This is a genomic window from Aeromonas sp. NJAU223 (assembly GCF_051125555.1).
Classification (GTDB): domain Bacteria; phylum Pseudomonadota; class Gammaproteobacteria; order Enterobacterales; family Aeromonadaceae; genus Aeromonas; species Aeromonas veronii_G.
The window spans coordinates 2,962,851-2,979,966 of sequence record NZ_CP144204.1; the positions used below are offsets into that span (position 1 = coordinate 2,962,851).

A 17,116-nucleotide genomic window follows, 5' to 3' on the forward strand; every position below is an offset into this window, starting at 1 on the left:
CAGGTGACAAACGCACCCAGCGGATGAAGACCGGTTTCAATTCCTTATGAAGCCCCGTCTTCTTGAGTACGTGTGATCACTCTACGCCCTGGTCACTGAACCAAGACTTAACCGCCATGACATCGTTTCCTTCGCCCCTCAGAGCCGGATCCCGAGAGACTGGCGCAGATAGGCGCCGGCGCCGAGCAGACCCGGCCCCTCATGAGTGATGAGGAAGACGGGAATATCCTTGAGATAGGGTTTGAAGCGCCCCTTGTCTTCGAACGCCACCCGAAAACCCGAGCCGATGAAGAACTCCTGGAAGCGTGGCACTATGCCACCGGCAATATAGACACCGCCGAAGGTGCCCATGTTGAGGGCCAGGTTGCCGGCAAAGCGCCCCATCAGCACGCAGAACAGGCTTAGGGTACGACGGCAGTCGAGGCAATCCCCGGCCAGAGCCCGCTCGGTAATGTCCTTGGGGGCGAAGGCCTGAGGCTCGCGGCCGTCAGACTTCACCAGGCCACGGTAGATGTTGACCAGACCGGGGCCCGACAGCAGCCGTTCCGCCGACACATGGCCGAGTTCGGCACGCATCACCTGCAGCACGGCGTCCTCTTCTTCGCTGTTGGCGGCGAAGTCCACGTGACCGCCCTCCCCCGGCAGGCTGAGCCACTGCTCGCCGGCCTGCACCAGATGGGCGACCCCGAGGCCGGTGCCAGCGCCATAGATGGCGACGGGCTTGCCCGCCACGGGAGCATCACCACCGAGCTGGATCCTGTCCCCTTCCCCCAGTACGGGGACGGCCATGGAGACGGCGGTAAAATCGTTGATGACCTGCAATTCGGCCAGACCCAGGTTGGCCTGCATCTCGCTAATGGAGAATTCCCAGGTGTGGTTGGTCATGGCGACCCAGTCGCCGTTGATGGGACAGGCGATGGCGATGCAGGCCTCGCTCACCCTGACCTCATGCTCTTCCAGATAGAGGCGGATCACCGCCTCCAGGCTGGGATGGGCCAGGCCGGAGTAAGTCTTGGCCTTGGAAATCGCGCCGGTGGCCAGCTCACAGAGGGCCAACCGAGCATTGGTGCCGCCGACGTCGCCGACCAGCGCATGGGTATGCTGCATAACAAACTCCTTCGTTACCAACTCGGGGCGGCCCTTACCGTCCCGATCTTATTATTTGGCAAGGATTCTACCCGAGCGCACCCCGCGACAGAGGGTTTGTTGAACGCAACTGTGCGCCCGCTCACAGTGTTGTTGCTTTGCAACATCTGTAAGCGTTTTCACCGCCAAAATGGAAGTTTGTAACCTAAATGACGAAATAATTAGACATGAGTCATACTTTACGGGGACGAGGTTAGTTTGGATAAGAGCTTGTCTTGTATAGTCCTCGAGTCAATTAGAAACACGCTAAATTGTGAACTTAGTGCAAAGACACTTGAAGCTAAATTACAAAAATGCCTGGTGGTAATGATGAATACCCTCGATAAAATTACGAACAATCTGGAAAGTTTCAGTAAATCAGAGCGTAAGGTGGCTGAAGTGATCCTGGCGTCCCCCCAGACAGCCATTCACTCCAGCATTGCCACCCTCGCCAAAATGGCCGACGTCAGCGAACCCACCGTCAATCGCTTCTGTCGCCGCCTCGATACCAAGGGCTTCCCGGACTTCAAGCTGCACCTGGCCCAGAGCCTGGCCAACGGCACTCCCTATGTGAACCGCCACGTGGAAGCGGAAGACGGCCCCGATACCTATACCGCCAAGATCTTCGAGTCCACCATGGCCTGCCTGGATGCTGCCAAGAACAGCCTGGATATCTCCGCCATCAATCGCTGCGTCGACATCCTGACCCAGTCCAAGAAGATCAGCTTCTTCGGCTTGGGCGCCTCCTCCGCCGTGGCCCGCGATGCCCAGAACAAGTTCTTCCGCTTCAACATTCCGGTGGTGAGTTTCGACGACATCGTGATGATGCGCATGAGCTGCATCAACAGCAGTGAAGGGGACGTGGTGGTGTTGATTTCCCACACCGGCCGTACCAAGGCGCTGGTGGAAATTGCCGCGCTGGCCCGTGAAAACGATGCCACCGTGATCGGCATGACCGCCAAGGATTCCCCCCTGGCCCGCGAGTGCAACCTGGTGCTCTCCATGGACGTGCCGGAAGATACCGACGTCTACATGCCGATGGCCTCCCGCATCGCCCAGCTGGCACTGGTGGACGTACTGGCAACCGGCTTTACCCTGCGCCGTGGCATGAAATTTCGCGAAAACCTGAAGAAAGTCAAAGAAGGTTTGCGCGAATCCCGCTTTGATACCCCCCATACTTCCTGAAGGCTCGGGGGGCCATCCCCCGGCTGTCTATGCCAACTCGCTTGGTGTAGTATCGTAATTTAATAACATAAGGCCACTCAGAGTGGTCTGCAGGCGGGCGCCAACGCCATTCGCTTGACGGGGCAGTATTTCAAGTCATATCAACTTCACATTGGAGTATTTCATGCCAAGACGTACCAAGATTGTAACCACACTGGGTCCGGCTACCGACCGCGACGGCATCCTCGAGGGGATCATCCGCGCCGGTGCCGACATGGTGCGGATGAACTTCTCTCACGGCACTCCTGAAGATCATATCCAGCGCGCCAACCAGGTGCGTGAAATCGCCGCCAAGCTCGGCCGCCACGTCGCCATCATGGGCGATCTGCAAGGCCCCAAGATCCGCGTATCCACCTTCAAGGATGGCAAGATCTACCTCGCCATCGGTGACAAGTTCGTGCTCGACGCCGCTCTCGGCAAGGGGGAAGGCTGCCAGGAACAGGTCGGTATCGACTACAAGAGCCTGCCAGGGGACGTGGTGCCCGGCGATATCCTGCTGCTGGATGACGGTCGCGTGCAGCTCAAAGTCGAACAGGTGGAAGGCACCCGCATCTATACCAGCGTCACCGTGGCGGGCCCCCTCTCCAACAACAAGGGCATCAACAAGAAAGGCGGCGGCCTCTCCGCACCGGCCCTGACCGAGAAAGACAAGGAAGACATCAAGACCGCCGCCCGCATGGACGTGGACTATCTGGCCGTCTCCTTCCCCCGCAACGGGGATGACCTGCGTTACGCCCGCGAACTGGCCCGCGAGGCTGGCTCCAATGCCAAGATCGTGGCCAAGGTCGAGCGCGCCGAAACCGTCGCCAGCGATGAAGCCATGGAAGACATCATCCTCGGCTCCGATGCCGTCATGGTGGCCCGTGGGGATCTGGGCGTCGAGATCGGCGATCCCGAGCTGGTCGGTGTGCAGAAGAAGCTCATTCGCCACTCCCGTCGCCTCAACCGCGTGGTCATCACCGCGACCCAGATGATGGAGTCCATGATCAACGCGCCGCTGCCGACCCGCGCCGAGGTGATGGACGTGGCCAACGCCGTGCTGGACGGTACCGATGCGGTGATGCTCTCCGCCGAGACCGCAGCCGGTCAGTTCCCCATCGAGACCGTCACCTCCATGGCCAGCGTCTGCGTGGGGGCCGAGAAGCACCCGAGCCTGAACGTCTCCAACCACCGCATGAGCTACACCTTCACCTCGGTGGAAGAAGCGGTAGCCATGTCCACCATGTATGCCGCCAACCACCTGGAAGGGGTCAAGGCGATCGTGGCACTGACCGAGTCCGGCACCACCCCGCTGCTGATGTCCCGCATCAGCTCCGGCCTGCCCATCTTCGCCATGTCTCCCCACAACAAGACTCTCTCCTGGGCCAACCTGTACCGCGGCGTGACCCCGGTGCTGTTCGACGGTGACGAGAGCAAGCCGGTGTACGAGGTGTGCCGCGAGGCACTGGACGTACTCAAGGCAAAGGGCCTGGTCCAGAGTGGCGACATGGTGCTGTTGACCCATGGCGACAAGATGGAAACCGTGGGCAGTACCAATACCTGCAAGGTGATGATGGTCGAGTAATTCCCCATCACAGCTCGTAAAAACGGCTCCCTCGGGAGCCGTTTTTTTATGCCTCACCGCCCATCTCAGCCACGAAACAGCTCCACCTTGTCCCCATCCTGCAGGCTGCCGGCGCCACGCACCACGACCTGGTCTCCCTGCTTGAGGGCCCCGCTCACCGCCACCTGATCGCTGTCACCGAACAATACGGTCACGGGGACTCTGCTGACTGTCAGTGCATCCCCAGTCTGTTTGACCTGATAGACCACGCTCCCCTCGGTATTAAGCACCAGTGCATCTCTTGGCAGCAGCATGGTCTGCTGCTGGCCCATCGGCAGAGCCACCCGTACCGGCGAGCCGATGATGAAATGACCGGCGTCGGGTTTAAGCCGCAGCTCGATGAGGCGGGACTTGGGATCCGCGCTCGCCGCCCGCTGGTAATAAACACCGTGACCGCTGAGCTGTTCCCCCTCGATCCGCAACTTGGCTCCGTCTCCCAGTTGCTGGGCCCAGACGATGGGCGCCCGCAACCGAATGTCCGGCACATCCGGATTGACCAGCTCCAGCGCCTTCTCCCCCGCATCCACATGCTCCCCTGGCTGGATGAAGTGATCGTTCACCACCCCGTCGAAGGGGGCGAAGATGTGGGTCCTGCGCAGTTGCTCCTCGATTTGGCGCACCTGTACCCCCGCCAGTCGCTCCGCCAGGGTCGCCTGCTCCACGTCGTAGCGCGCCTTGTCATACTGGCTCTGGGAGGTGCTCTTCTGTTGGTGCAGCCGCTCGAGGCGCTGGAACTCGGCTTTGGCGAAGTTCAGGTTGCTCTGCTCCTTGGCCTGCTCGGCCCGGGACTGCTCGAGCGACAGCCGCAGCGCGGCCCCGTCGAGGCGCAGCAGCTCGTCCCCCGCCTTGACCCGACTGCCGAACTCCGCAATCCACTCCACCCGGCCACTCACCTCGGCACTCAGCGCCGCCTGCTGACGGCTTGCCACCGTGCCGCTGACCCAGATACTGGCGCCCGCCTCCCCCTGGGTCACGCTGGCCAGGGTCACCATCTTGGCCTGAACCGGCAGGCCGAGGCCGAGGGCCGTGACCAGCATCATCCTTGTCATCATTCGTTTCATTTTGGGCTCCTTCCTCAGGCTCGCTGCCGAATGGGCTGCGGCACGTCGACCCGCTCACCCAGCCGCAAGAAGGCGGGGAGCAGGATCAGGGTAAACAGGGTGCTGCAACTCATGCCGCCGACGATGACGGTAGCCAGCCCCCGATAGATCTCGCTGCCCTCGCTCGGGCTCAACATCAGGGGCAACATGCCGAAGATGCTGGTCAGGCTGGTCATGGCGATGGGACGCATCCGGCTTTGCAGCGCATCGGCCACCGCGGCGGGCCGACTCATGCCCTCCCGCTCGGCGCTGCGGGTCTGATGCACCAGCAGGATGGCGTTGTTGACCACCAGTCCCAGCAGGATGACGAAGCCGATGATGGTCAAGAGATCCATCGGCAGCGGCACCAGCAAGCCGCTCAGGCGCAGCGCCAGCACGCCGCCAACCGCCGCCAGAGGCAGGGTCAGCAGCACCAGGATGGCATCTTTCAACGAGGCGAAGACGCCCCACAGCAGGATGAGCAGGATCAGCACCGCAAACAGGAAGATGCTGCCGAGATTGTCCAGTGCCTGTTGCAGGCTGTCGGCATTGCCAGCTACCTGCAGCTCCCCGCCCGCAGGCAGGATTGGCCGGATGGCGGCGAAGCTCTTGGTCTGCAGGGTTTCCAGCACCTGTTCCATGCTCATGCCGTCCGGCGGGGTGATAAAGAGTTGGATGCTGCGCCGCCCGTCGGCCCGAAAGATGCTCTCCGGCCCCAGGTTGTGCTCCACCCGCAGCAATTCCCCCAGGGGCACGATGCGCCCGGAGGGGGTCGCGAGCGGTACGGCTCTGAGCTCATCCGGATTGGCCGAGCTCTGGCCCATCAGCAGGATGTCCAGCCTGTCCTCCCCATCGAAATACTCGCCGACCCGCAGGCCATCCCCGAAGGTCTGGATGATGGTAGGCATGGGGGTGCGATCCCAGCCCACTTCCGCCAGCCGCCTGTCTTGCGGCACCAGCAGCAGCTCGGGGGCGGTGAAGTCGAGACCGGGATCAGGCCGTATCTGGGCCCCCGGCAGGTCTTTTTGTACGATGGCCATGCTCTCCCTGGCCGCCCGATAGAGCTCGGGCAAGGTGCCGCCCTGGACAAGCAACGAGATGCTGTTCTCGCTGTCAAAGCCGCCAAACAGGGAGCCCTGGCCGCCGAAGGCCCGGGTGTCCGGGATGTTGGCCAGCAGGTTGTCCATCAACAGGCGTTCCAGCACCTTGATCTGGGCCTCGTCCTTGGGACGCACCCCGATCTGGGCGCCGCCCGGGTAGCGCAAGATGTAGTAGTTCTTGAGGGCCGGTTCCTTCTCCCCCTTCATGTAGGGATCCAACCGGGTAATGAGGGTATCGATCACCTCTTCGCGCTGAGCCTGGGGGTTGACCCCAGGGGTGAAAGTCATCCAGACGTCGATGGCGTCCCGTTTCACATCCGGCAGGTAGTTCATCTTGGGCAGCAGCCACCAGCTCACCAGCATGGGCCCGCTCATCATCAGAAGGATGATGGTCCAGCGCCGGCGGGAGGTGGATGTCCAGCGGATCACGTGACGGGTGGTACGCTGCCACAGGCTGTCATAAGGGTCCATCAGCCGCTCGCGCCCCATCCAGCGCGCCGCCACCGCCGGCAGAACGGTCACCGCCACCAGCATGGAGACGGTGACGGCGCAGGCGATGGTGAGGGCGAGATCCGCAAACAGCTGTCCCTCCACGTCGTTGAGCAGCAGCACCGGCAGGAAGATGGCCACTGTGGTGAGGGTCGAGGCCACCAACGCCGTCCACACTCGGCTGGTTCCGTCCAGCGCCGCCTCCGCCTTGCTGATATCTCCCCGCTCGGTGCGGCGATAGATGCTCTCCAGCACGACGATGGCCGCATCAAGCACCATGCCCACCGCGAAGGCGATGCCGGCCAGGGAGATGACGTTGAGGGTTCTGCCCATGATCTTGAGCAGACAGAAGGTGAGCATGATGCTGATGGGAATGGCGATCGCTATCATCAGGGTCGCCTTGAGCTGACGCAGGAAGACCCAGAGGATGGCGCAGGAGAGCAGGACCCCCAGCCCCAGGTTAGCGGTCACCATGCCCACCGCCCGGTTGATGTACAAGGAGGCATCAAACGACTGCTCCATGTGCAGGCCGACCGGCTCCAGCACCTCCCGGTTAAGCTCGCCGACCTTGGCCTTGATCCCCTCCAGCGCCGCCAGCGCATTGGCCCCGCTCTCCTTGAAGATCTGGGCCGCGATGGCGGTGTTGCCGTTCTGGATGCGCAGCACCGGGTTATCCTCCCGGGCCAGCCGTACCTCGGCCACGTCCCGCAGGTAGATGGGTAGGCCATCGCGCCAGTCCACCACCTTGTCCCCCAGGGTCTCCACATCGTAGCGACCGGCGAAGCGCAACTTGTACTCCCAGCGACCGATATCCAGGGTGCCGGCAGACACGTCCCAGTCCGTGCTGGCCCGGCTGGCGAGCACCGGGATCTCCACCCCCAGCTCGGCGGCGCGATAGGGGTCGAACCGCACCTGGATCTGGCGCTCGTTGATCCCCTCCACCTCCACGGTGGACACTCCGGGGATCCGCTCCAGCTCCGGTTTGATCCGCGCCTCGATCAGCGCCTGATGATCGTCGATCAACCCCTTGGCGTCGGGCAGTTGCTGGATGAAGAAGAAGGTGAGGGTGTCGTTGCTGTTGTAGTTGTTGACGTAGGGGCCGTCGATCCTGTCCGGCAGACCGGAGACCCGGTTCAGCCGCGAGATCACATCGAGCTGGGCCCGCTGCATGTCGGTACCAAGCGCAAATGCCAGGTTGATCTCGGTGAAACCGGGGTAGCTGTTGCTGCCGATGCTTTTCAGCCCCTGCACCCCCTGCATCTCCTGCTCGATGGGGTCGGTGACCTCCGACTCCATCTCCTGAGGCGAGGCGGAGCGCCAGCTCACCGAGATGTTGAGGTGGGGACGATCGATGTCGGGAAACAGCTGGATCGGCAGCCCCCGAATGCTGAGCAGGCCCAGCAGAAAAATAAGCACGACCGAAACCGCCACCCAGATGGGGCGTTCGATCGCCGTTTTGGCGAGGTTCATTCACTCTTCCTGAGTTGTTGTTATCGGCCATTCCACTGGCCTGGCTTCCTGCCCAAGGGTGAGGGCCATTGCATTAAACTGGAATTAATCGGCATTGTAAATGCCTGGTTAAACAACAAAAAAACCGGCCACATTGGCCGGTTTGTCACTCTAGCATCAGACTCAGGCGGCATGCACCGCCGGGGCCGGTTGAGACAATCCCTCCAGCTCACCGGGCGCGAAGTTGTCCACCTGGATAGCCTCATAGCGCAGGGCATCGGCGGCCAACAGCTTGTCCGCCTCATCCTGGTTCAGGATGGACTGGGACAGTGCCGCAGCGACCAGCTCAGGCAGGGCCATCTTGCGTGGCAGCTTGCCCTCTTTCTGGGCCTGCACCAGCTTCTTCTCGATGGGCTGAACCGCGACCATGGCCTGGAAGGCGCGCTCCATCTGGCCGACCGGATCCGCCTCATCCTTGCCCACATAACACAGGGCAGTCAGGCGGTCGCGGAACTCACCCGGCTTCATCATGGCCAGGCAGATGGCGTGGCAGCGATCATCCGCCGGCATCTTGTAACCGACACCGAACGGGAACACTACCCGCTTGAGCACGGCCCCTGCGACCTTGTTCGGGAAGTTCTGGAAGAAGCCCTCGAACGCCTTGCCGATGAGATAGAGGTTACGTTCCACCGCGTACTGCACGAAGGGCAGATCCGAGACCATGCGGCCCTGATCCTCATAGTGCTTGAGGGTGGCAGAGGCCAGATAGAGATGGCTCAGCACGTCACCCAGACGAGCGGAGATCATCTCCTTGCGCTTGAGATCCCCACCCAACATCAACATGGAGACATCGGCGCACAGCGCCAGCCCCTTGCTCATGCGGGACAGCTGCTTGTAGTAGCGCGCGGTCTCGCCACCCACCGGGGAACCGTTGAACTGGCCCAGGGTCAGCCCCTGGAACAGGGCGCCGAAGAAGTTACCGGTGCCAAACGCGATGTGCTTCATCAGCAGGGCGTCGAACTTCTCGAGGCCGCGCTCCACGTCGGTGTCGGCGGCCGCTTCCAGCTCGGCGAACACATAGGGGTGACAGCGGGTGGCGCCCTGGCCGAAGATCATCAGGTTGCGGGTCAGGATGTTGGCCCCTTCCACCGTGATGGCCACCGGAATGCCCATGTAGGCGTAGCCGGTGTAGTTCTTCGGACCAAGCTGGATGGCGCGGCCGGCGTGGATGTCCATGGAGTCATCCATGATCTGGCGGGCCATCTCGGTCATGTGGTACTTGGAAATCGCGGTGACGATGGCCGGGGCCTGACCCAGATCCAGGGAACCTGCGGTCATGCGGCGAGCCCCTTCCAGCTGATAGGTCAGACCACCGATGCGAGCCAGTGCCTCCTGCACCCCTTCAAACTTGCCGATGGACATGCCGAACTGCTTGCGTACATAGGAGTAGGCACCCACGGTACGACTCGCCATGTGACCACAGGCAGTGCCGAGGGCCGGCAACGAGATGCCACGACCGGCGGAGAGGCATTCAACCAGCATGCGCCAGCCGCGACCCGCGTATTCCGGGCCACCGATGATCCAGTCCAGCGGAATAAACACATCCTTGCCGAAGGTCGGGCCGTTCAGGAACGCCAGCCCCATGGGGTAGTGGCGATCGCCGACCCGCACGCCGGGGTGGTTGGTGGGGATCAGGGCACAAGTGATGCCGATCTCTTCCTTGTCACCCAGCAGCTTGTCCGGGTCATACATCTTGAACGCCAGGCCCAGCACGGTGGCGCGCGGCGCCAGGGTGATATAGCGCTTGTTCCAGTTCAGGCGAAGCCCGAGCACTTCCTCACCCTTGTACATGCCCTTGCAGACGATCCCCTTGTCGGGAATCGCGCCCGCATCGGAACCCGCTTCCGGGCCGGTCAGTGCGAAACAGGGGACTTCCTTGCCATTGGCCAGTCCCGGCAGCCAGAAATCCTTCTGGGCCTGGGTACCGTAGTGCATCAGCAATTCGCCGGGGCCCAGGGAGTTCGGCACCATGACGGTGACTGCCACGCTCAGGCTCTTGGTGGCGATGCGGGTGACGATAGTGGAGTTGGCGATGGCCGAAAACTCGCGCCCGCCATAGGATCTCGGAATGATCAGGGCGAAGAAGCCTTCCTTCTTCAGGTAATCCCACACCGGTTCCGGCAGATCCTTGGTCTCGTTGACGATCTTGAAGTCATCCACCATGGCGAGCAGGGTCTCGACCTGATTGTCGATGAAGGCCTGCTCCTCGGCGCTCAGGGTCGCCTTGCCATAGCCGTGCAACTTCTTCCAGTCGGGGTTGCCGCGAAACAGCTCGCCATCCCACCAGACGGAGCCAGCCTCCATGGCCTCCCGCTCGGTGGCCGACAAGGGCGGCAGGATTTTCTTGAAGATACCGAACACCGGACGGGTCACCACCTTTTTGCGGATGGCTGGGATCCCGAGTACCACGGCTATCGCCAGCACCAGCAGGACAAGCAATGTGATCATACGAAAGTTCCTTTTATTTCACTGTTTCCGTTGATTATTGTTGGGCACTACACGGCCAGGGAGAGCCTGGTCGACTCCACGGGCGCACCGACACCGGACGCCAGATAAGGAATTACGTTGCGCACCAGCCCTTCTACATCGAGCTGCTGGCCAAAATCGGCCTGGGCGATATCACGCAGGGCATCGGCGGACGCCATGGTGAACACGACGGTGCCCAGGGTGAAGTGCAGGCGCCAGAACAGATCTGCGGGCGACAAGGCCGGGTTGGCCTTGGAGATGGCCTGGGTGATCCCGTGCAGGGTGGCGCCATAGTGGGTGGTGATGAAACGGCGCAGGTGACCCTGGCTGTCGATGTAGCCGCGTCCCAGCAGTTGCATGAAGATGGCAGGCCCGTTGGTGCGCACGGCCACCAATTTCATCAAGGGTTCGACGAAGCTCTCGAACACCTGCAAGAGCGTCAGCTGCTCCTGCGCCATCAGGGTGTGCAGGCGAGCATCCAGTTCCGGCATGAAGAGGCTCAGATAGCGGTCAAGCACCGCCTGGATCAGCTCCTTCTTGGAGCCGAAGTGGTAGTTGACCGAGGCCAGGTTCACATCGGCCTCGCTGGTGATCAGACGCAAGGAGGTATCGGCAAACCCCCGCTCGGCAAACAGCACCTCGGCGGCATCGAGAATACGGTTCTTGGTATCGATTTTACTCACTGGACACCTCACTTAAACGAATGTTTAAAAAGTACGTTTCACGCCCAATCATGTCAAGGGAATGTGAACGGGTGTTGAGGAAATGTTTTTAATCAAAAAAGAGGAACAAGGTGGGAACTTCGTCGGGAAACGGAACTCTATATCTATGCCACTGCAATTAAACATTAAGTCTCGCCCAACTAACGCCATGTTAGTTGGGCATTTTTTTATCCAGTAAATAAGCATGTCCAGGGATCTGGGCAAAAAAAACCGTCGCAGGGGGCGACGGTGGGGAAACGGGTCGGACCATCCAGTGTCGACCCATCGATGGGTGTTCAGGCTTGCATCGATGGGGCCATTCTCCCTGCCAAAAGTGGCCAGACTTTGTCAGTCTTGCCGTAATTTGTGACAGAGTATGGCAAGCCGCTGCGTGGCCTCTATCCGCCATTTTTGCTATGCTGGCGCCTCATGCCAGAGGGGAGAGAAGATGAAGTATACGGTCGATACCCACACGCACACCGTCGCCAGCACCCACGCCTACAGCACCATTCACGACTATCTGCCCATCGCCAAAGCCCGGGGCATCAAGCTGTTCGCCACCACGGATCACGGCCCGGAGATGGCCGATGCGCCCCACGTCTGGCACTTCGTCAATCTGCACGTGCTGCCGAGGGTCGTGGATGGGGTCGGCATACTGCGCGGCATCGAGGCCAACATCAAGAACATCGCCGGCGAGATAGACTTCCCCGAACGCTATGAGTCCCGCCTCGACATGATCATGGCGGGCTTCCACGAGCCGGTGTTTCCCCCCTGCGATCAGGCGACGCACACCCAGGCCATGATCAATGCCATCAAGAGCGGTCGGGTCGACATGATAAGCCACCCCGGCAATCCCGCCTTCCCCATCGATATCCCGGCCGTGGTCAGGGCCGCCGCCGAGTACCGAGTAGCGCTCGAACTCAACAACTCCTCCTTCACCCACTCCCGCCCCGGCAGTGAAGGCAACTGCCGCGCCATTGTCGAGGCCGCCCGCGATCTGGGTGCCTACCTCACCTTCGGCTCCGACTCTCACGTCGCCTTCAGCCTGGGAGACTTCGAGCACTGCAAGCGGCTGGTGGCAGAGACCGGTTTCCCCGAGGAACGGATCCTGGCCCGCTCCCCCCGTGCCCTGCTCGATTTCCTCGAGAGCCGCGGCCGGGCCCATATCCCGGAGTTCGCAGATTTCTAGATAGCCTAACTCCATGAGCGGCCTCATGAAATTTGCCAAGGCGCATTGACTCATGGCTCAGTTTTCGGGAATCTAGCTGCACGCCGGTGTAGCTCAGTTGGTAGAGCAGCGCATTCGTAATGCGAAGGTCGCAGGTTCGACTCCTGTTTCCGGCACCATTTAATATCAATAACTTAGGCAATTTTTGCCGCTGCGTGATCTTCTCCTTGTGTCGTTTTTGTGTCGTAAATACCCAAAAGCAGGTCGATCTTGCGGCCGTGTTCAGTGCGAGGTGCGCATACCTCCGGACCATCTCGATGCATTCCCAATATCCCGCATGCAATGATGGCAATATATTCTTCCTTGGAAACTGCTGTATTTGGCATGAGGAGAAGCTGGACGTAATGCGCCTAGGGATTAAAGGTACATGATATCGATTCTGGTTGATGGTGAGGACAAGACCGCAAAGATCAGCGACTGGGTGATTCGCTGGAGCGAAAAGTACGAAGCACTGGAACTGACCTGTCATTTCCCCTCCAGTAAAAAATACACCCGCCCGCTCAGTAACTGCCGAGTGTCACCTTCCCGCGAGTTGAGCAATATACTGCTGACCAAACCTGGCAGCACGATCGTCAAACCCATCGACAAAGCTGTGATCTACGGCGAGCGATATGCCGTGGTGCACTATCCGGGCACCAACAGGCCTTATGTTCACAAGATGGATGGCATCGTCTTCACCTCCCCTACCTCGATCAAGGACACGCCGGTCTTCGGTTATTTCATGAAGATTGCGAGTGCCCGACACGCTCAAGCGCAGTCGCAGTCGCAGGCTGATCGTGACATAGCCAGCAATGTTGTGACTCAACTTGGAAAGCTGCCTGCCATCGCCAGCACTGCCTTGCAAGCCTATTGCACCGGGCGCAACGGCACGCTGATGCCAGGTCAGGGGCTCATTTATCCGTTCGGGCTGAACGAAAGCCAGTACAAAGCAGTCGAGCGTGCGTTCAGCGCGCAAATCAGCGTGATCGAAGGCCCACCGGGAACCGGCAAGACCCAGACTATCCTCAACATCCTCGCCAATATCCTGTTGCGCGGGCAGACGGTGGCGGTACTGTCCAACAACAATGCAGCCGTGGCAAACGTCTACGAAAAGCTGGAAAAATGCGGCCTGGGCTACCTGATAGCCAAGCTTGGCAGCAAGGATAACCGCGAGGCCTTCTTCGCCAACTTGCCTGCGTGGCCCTCCAGCGCGCCCGGGCCGACACCATCCCAGGAAGAGATCCAGGCCTTGCTGACCCGCTTGAAGCAGCACCTGCAAGACCACAACCGGGCGGCACAACTGCAGATCGAACTGGACGAGCTAGTCATCGAGCGGCGCTACCTGCAACAGTGGCAGGCAGAAAACGGTGTGCAGGTCACGTCGTTGGACAAGTACAGGCTGACTCCGCGCAAGGCTGCCGACCTCATGGCCTACCTGGCGCACCTGGGCGAGCAGCGCGTGAGGCTCAAGGACCGCATCGAGCTGCTGTTCCAATTCAGAATCTTTCGCACCAAGCCGTTCACCGAGGGCGAGGCGCGCATGGCCGCGTTCCATGCCCTGCAGATGCATTACTACGACAAGTCGCTGCAGGATAAGGAAACCGAGCTGCGGGCGTGCCGTGAATCCTTGGCGCGCGCAAACTTCACGGCTTTGCTCAAAGAACTGACAACCGTATCGATGCACCATCTGAAGCAGCATTTGCAAAGCCAGGTTCCGCCGCGAGACAGCTTCGATGCCAAAACCTACCGCAGAAACTTTGATGCCTTCGTGCAGCGTTTTCCTATCCTGGGCAGCGGCACGCACTCCATCGTCAACTCGATCGCGCCGGGGGCAATCCTCGACTATGTGATCATCGACGAAGCTTCCTTGCAGGACATAGTGCCGGGCATCCTACCGCTGGGCTGCGCCAAGAACCTGATCGTTGTCGGCGACAACCGCCAGTTGCCGCACATTCCCGTGAAACTGGGGCTGCAGGCACCGGCCGAGGCTTACGATTGCGAGCACTACAGCCTGCTGGATTCGTGCATTGCCGTATTCCAGGACGCACTGCCAAGAACGCTGCTGAAGGAGCATTACCGCTGCCACCCCAGGATCATCCAGTTCTGCAACCAGCAGTTCTATGACAACGCGCTGGTGCCAATGACAGTGGATAACGGCGAGGAGCCCCTGCGCCTGGTGGTGACCGCCAAGGGCAACCACGCACGCAAGAACACCAACCTCCGGGAGCTGGATTCCTTGCGGAAGGTGCTCGAAGACGAAGGGCAGCCCGTCGCAGTAGATAGTGAAGGTCGCGGTTACATCGCCCCGTTCCGAGCACAGGTCAGCCTATCCAACACACACCTGCCGGCGGACTTCGTCAGAGACACTGTGCACAAGTTCCAGGGGCGTGAATGCGACGAGATTGTCTTCTCTACCGTGCTCGACAAAAAGCGCTACAACCAGGCGCAGGGACGCCTGGATTTTGTCGACGACCCCCGCATGATCAACGTGGCAGTGTCGCGGGCCAAACATCGCTTCACCCTTGTGACCGGTGACGAGGTGTTCACCGACAACAATGGCCACATCGCCGCGCTGATCCGCTATATCAGCTATTACGCGCAGGACGAGCAGGTCGTGCGTGCCCCGGTGGTGTCGGCATTCGACTTGTTGTACCACGAGTACGATCAGTCCTTGGCACGCCTGAACGCCCGTCTACGACCCGAGGATTCGCGCTACAAGTCCGAGCAGATCGTAGCGCAGTTGCTGCGCGAAGTACTGTCGGCTCCGGCGTGCCAGGCACTGAAGTACCATACGCAGATCCGACTAGAAAAGCTCGCATCGCCGACTAACTCCGACTGGACGGAGACTCAGCGGGCGTTCATGAGGCGCGCCAGCTGCGATTTCGTCATCTATTTCAAAGTGGGCAAGACCCCGGTTGGGGTGATCGAGGTCGATGGCGGGTATCACGACCACCCAGAACAGGCGGCTCGAGATGTCATGAAGAATGAGATTTTGAATAAATGCCACATTCCCATTTTACGATTGCGGACAGTTGATAGTGGTATTAAGCAGAGAATCGACAACTTTATTGGTCTGTGGGTTAAATAGCTGTTCCTAATAGTAGAACGCAGGAGGATGAAAACTCAGTCCAGCCTGCGTGACTTGATTAGTTGCCAAACGACATAAGCTACAAACCAACAATGGAATCATTCGTTTCGTAATGTGCTGGTCGCAGGTTCGACTCCTGTTTCCGGCACCAGTTAAAACAAAGGGTTAGCCTCATCACGAGACTAACCCTTTGTGCTTCTTGTCATTCGGGCCCCACCAGGGGCCCCGGATTGGCAACGCGAGCGCCATCCCCTTTCATATGCCTGCTATGAGCGGCTCTCCATGCCCCCCTGACACGCTGACTGGAATATATGAGGTCAGGGAATGAGCTCCACAGATTAATCCACCTGCATAAGGACACATGGCCGGGATATTCTCATCCAGGACGAACCTTACTGCACCGCATAAATCTGGTCAAATACCCCACCCTCCTTGAAGTGGGTGCTCTGGATCACCGGCCACTCGCCGAAGGTCTTCACCACGTCGAGGAAGGTGACCTGCGGGAAGCGGTCGGCAAACTCGGCAAGGATCGCCGGGTTGCGCGGGCGCAGGTAGTTGTTGGCGGCGATGCGCTGTCCTTCGTCAGACCACAGATACTTCAGATAGGCTTCCGCCTCCTTGCGAGTGCCCCGCTTGTCGACCACCTTGTCCACCACCGCCACCGGCAGCTCGGCCACGGCGGTGACGCTGGGGTAGATCACCTCGAAACTGCCACGGCCAAACTCGCGGGCAATCATCTCGGCTTCATTCTCGAAGGTGATCAGCACGTCCCCTATCCGGTTCTGGATGAAGGTGGTGGTGGCGGCGCGGCCACCGGTGTCGAGCACAGGCACCTGCTTGAACAACTTGCCGACAAACGCCTTGGCGGCGTTCTCATCCCCCCCTTTGTCCAGTACATAGCCCCAGGCCGACAGGTAGGTGTAGCGCCCATTACCCGAGGTCTTGGGGTTGGGCACGATCACCTTCACGCCCTCTTTGAGCAGATCAGGCCAGTCCTTGAGCCCCTTGGGATTGCCCTTGCGCACGATGAACACGGTGGCCGAGGTGAAGGGAGCGCTGTTGTCCGGCAAGAGGGTCGCCCACTCTTTCGGAACCAGAGCGCCATGTTCGGCGAGGGCGTTGATGTCGGTGGCCATGTTCATGGTGATCACATCCGCGGGCAGGCCGTCGATGACGGCGCGCGCCTGCTTGCTCGAACCACCGTGGGACATGTGGATCTGCAGCGGCTCACCCCCTTGGGCCTGCCAGTGCTGCACGAAGACCGGGTTGTAGTCCTTGTAGAAGTCGCGCATCACATCGTAGGAAGCGTTGAGCAGGGTGGCCGCCTGGGTCAGCGGGGCGAGAACCAAACCTGCACCGAGCAGGATGGCGGGCAGTCTTCGTTTCATTGCACGTCCTTGGAATGAGAGTCGAGTGACCAACTATATGATTCGCCCATTTATTCTTTGAAAGAATAATTAGTTCGCAGCTTATGCAATCCATTGCACAGCCTTGGCAGGGCCCCGCAGACGATGGGGAACGGGAC

The 17,116-nt window shown here is 60.3% G+C and carries 10 protein-coding genes and 1 tRNA gene; 5 read left to right on the forward strand and 6 right to left on the reverse strand.

What is annotated here, in order from left to right; all coding sequences use genetic code 11:
• Positions 1 to 138: 138 nt before the first annotated feature.
• Positions 139 to 1,107: a glucokinase gene (gene glk / locus VZC39_RS13375; RefSeq protein WP_349918563.1), complete on the reverse strand. Its 969-nt coding sequence runs from the start codon at positions 1,105 to 1,107 to the stop codon at positions 139 to 141.
• 348 nt (positions 1,108 to 1,455) lie between these two features.
• Here glk and VZC39_RS13380 point away from each other — a divergent pair, with 348 nt between their 5' ends.
• A complete protein-coding gene (locus tag VZC39_RS13380) occupies positions 1,456 to 2,310 on the forward strand; it encodes a MurR/RpiR family transcriptional regulator (RefSeq protein ID WP_349918565.1) in 855 nt (284 codons plus the stop codon).
• Between the two features lie 163 nt (positions 2,311 to 2,473).
• On the forward strand, positions 2,474 to 3,913 hold the full coding sequence (pyk, locus tag VZC39_RS13385) for a pyruvate kinase (RefSeq protein WP_349918567.1): 1,440 nt from the start codon (positions 2,474 to 2,476) through the stop codon (positions 3,911 to 3,913).
• A 65-nt stretch (positions 3,914 to 3,978) separates the two neighbouring features.
• Here pyk and VZC39_RS13390 read toward each other — a convergent pair whose 3' ends face one another.
• From VZC39_RS13390 to VZC39_RS13405, 4 genes are all read right to left on the reverse strand, one after another.
• Complete coding sequence (locus VZC39_RS13390) at positions 3,979 to 5,013, reverse strand: efflux RND transporter periplasmic adaptor subunit (protein WP_434663155.1); 1,035 nt, start codon at positions 5,011 to 5,013, stop codon at positions 3,979 to 3,981.
• A gap of 14 nt (positions 5,014 to 5,027) precedes the next feature.
• Positions 5,028 to 8,090, reverse strand: coding sequence for an efflux RND transporter permease subunit (locus tag VZC39_RS13395; protein ID WP_434663157.1), 3,063 nt, complete (start codon positions 8,088 to 8,090; stop codon positions 5,028 to 5,030).
• Between the two features lie 162 nt (positions 8,091 to 8,252).
• Positions 8,253 to 10,577 carry an acyl-CoA dehydrogenase gene (locus tag VZC39_RS13400; RefSeq protein WP_434663159.1) on the reverse strand — a complete coding sequence of 775 codons (2,325 nt, stop codon included), beginning with the start codon at positions 10,575 to 10,577 and terminating at the stop codon, positions 8,253 to 8,255.
• A gap of 47 nt (positions 10,578 to 10,624) precedes the next feature.
• A complete protein-coding gene (locus tag VZC39_RS13405; RefSeq protein WP_349918571.1) occupies positions 10,625 to 11,278 on the reverse strand; it encodes a TetR/AcrR family transcriptional regulator in 654 nt (217 codons plus the stop codon).
• Positions 11,279 to 11,744: 466 nt separating this feature from the next.
• Here VZC39_RS13405 and VZC39_RS13410 point away from each other — a divergent pair, with 466 nt between their 5' ends.
• The 3 genes from VZC39_RS13410 to VZC39_RS13420 all read left to right on the forward strand — a co-directional run bounded on the left by VZC39_RS13410 (position 11,745) and on the right by VZC39_RS13420 (position 15,591).
• Complete coding sequence (locus VZC39_RS13410; RefSeq protein WP_349918572.1) at positions 11,745 to 12,485, forward strand: phosphatase; 741 nt, start codon at positions 11,745 to 11,747, stop codon at positions 12,483 to 12,485.
• 82 nt (positions 12,486 to 12,567) lie between these two features.
• Positions 12,568 to 12,643: transfer RNA gene (locus tag VZC39_RS13415), tRNA-Thr, on the forward strand.
• Between the two features lie 248 nt (positions 12,644 to 12,891).
• The gene (locus VZC39_RS13420) at positions 12,892 to 15,591 is read left to right on the forward strand and encodes an AAA domain-containing protein (RefSeq protein WP_434663162.1); all 2,700 of its coding nucleotides are present in this window, start codon (positions 12,892 to 12,894) and stop codon (positions 15,589 to 15,591) included.
• A gap of 392 nt (positions 15,592 to 15,983) precedes the next feature.
• On the opposite strand, the gene VZC39_RS13425 is transcribed toward VZC39_RS13420, so the two are convergent.
• Positions 15,984 to 16,979, reverse strand: coding sequence for a sulfate ABC transporter substrate-binding protein (locus VZC39_RS13425; protein ID WP_349918613.1), 996 nt, complete (start codon positions 16,977 to 16,979; stop codon positions 15,984 to 15,986).
• Positions 16,980 to 17,116: the final 137 nt, after the last annotated feature.

Coding starts and splice junctions, on each gene's coding strand:
- VZC39_RS13425 (WP_349918613.1), bottom strand. CDS start 16,979: ATGAAACGAAGACTGCCCGCCATCCTGCTCGGTGCAGGTTTGGTTCTC.
- pyk (WP_349918567.1), top strand. CDS start 2,474: ATGCCAAGACGTACCAAGATTGTAACCACACTGGGTCCGGCTACCGAC.
- VZC39_RS13420 (WP_434663162.1), top strand. CDS start 12,892: ATGATATCGATTCTGGTTGATGGTGAGGACAAGACCGCAAAGATCAGC.
- glk (WP_349918563.1), bottom strand. CDS start 1,107: ATGCAGCATACCCATGCGCTGGTCGGCGACGTCGGCGGCACCAATGCT.
- VZC39_RS13390 (WP_434663155.1), bottom strand. CDS start 5,013: ATGAAACGAATGATGACAAGGATGATGCTGGTCACGGCCCTCGGCCTC.
- VZC39_RS13410 (WP_349918572.1), top strand. CDS start 11,745: ATGAAGTATACGGTCGATACCCACACGCACACCGTCGCCAGCACCCAC.
- VZC39_RS13400 (WP_434663159.1), bottom strand. CDS start 10,577: ATGATCACATTGCTTGTCCTGCTGGTGCTGGCGATAGCCGTGGTACTC.
- VZC39_RS13395 (WP_434663157.1), bottom strand. CDS start 8,090: ATGAACCTCGCCAAAACGGCGATCGAACGCCCCATCTGGGTGGCGGTT.
- VZC39_RS13380 (WP_349918565.1), top strand. CDS start 1,456: ATGAATACCCTCGATAAAATTACGAACAATCTGGAAAGTTTCAGTAAA.